The sequence below is a fragment of the Oleiphilus sp. HI0043 genome (genome assembly GCF_001634935.1).
Genome location: NZ_LWEY01000671.1, coordinates 1 through 785, shown reverse-complemented (window position 1 = coordinate 785; position 785 = coordinate 1). Strand labels below are relative to the sequence as shown.

The window sequence follows — 785 nt, the reverse complement described above, 5'->3', positions numbered from 1 at the left end:
AACCGTTTAAAACAACAAGCCGGCGTAGACGCCGATGCCGTGATGGAGGGGACGCAGCGATCAATGCGTGTAGCGCTTTCGCGAGAGGGTGAACGACTTGACTCCAATCTGCCATTTTTGGCAACAGTTGGCTCTACAAGCCCTTATGTTGGTCTGTTCGGCACAGTTTGGGGGATTATGAACTCTTTTCTCGGGCTTGCTCAGCAGCAGCAAGCGACCTTGGCGACGGTAGCGCCAGGTATTGCTGAAGCACTAATTGCTACTGCAATGGGGCTATTCGCAGCAATTCCTGCTGTTGTTGCTTATAACAGGTTTTCGGCAAGGGCTGATGCGCTTTATACAAGCTATGAAACTTTCGCTGATGAGTTCTCGAGTATTCTTCATCGAAATATTCATTCAAGTGCAGGAAGTGCAAAAGACGGTGTTGCTGATAATACTTCTAATAGAGGCTGATAACGGTGCCTAGATCTAAGCGTAAACCCATGTCCGATATAAATGTTGTTCCCTATATCGATGTGATGCTAGTGCTGCTTATTATCTTTATGGTGACAGCACCAATGCTGACTCAGGGGATCAAGATTGATTTACCCTTACTTGATAGCGACCCGGTAGAAAGTGCTAAAAGCCTCGAGCCGATTGTCGTGACGGTCGACTCAAACGGTGCTTACTATATGGAAATGACATCATCAAGCAAGAAACCTTTAGAGCTTCAGGTCGTACTAAAAAATGTAAGCTCTATTCTTCAACACGAACCTTCTACTAGTGTTCTTGTGCGAGGAGACAGG

The 785-nt window shown here is 46.4% G+C and carries 2 protein-coding genes; both read left to right on the top strand.

The window, feature by feature from the left end:
• Positions 1 to 453 (top strand): MotA/TolQ/ExbB proton channel family protein (locus tag A3729_RS08095; RefSeq protein WP_197475680.1); only part of this gene is annotated, 453 nt, incomplete at its 5' end.
• Between the two features lie 29 nt (positions 454 to 482).
• A partial coding sequence (locus A3729_RS08090) for a biopolymer transporter ExbD (RefSeq protein ID WP_068633596.1) occupies positions 483 to 785 on the top strand: 303 nt, incomplete at its 3' end.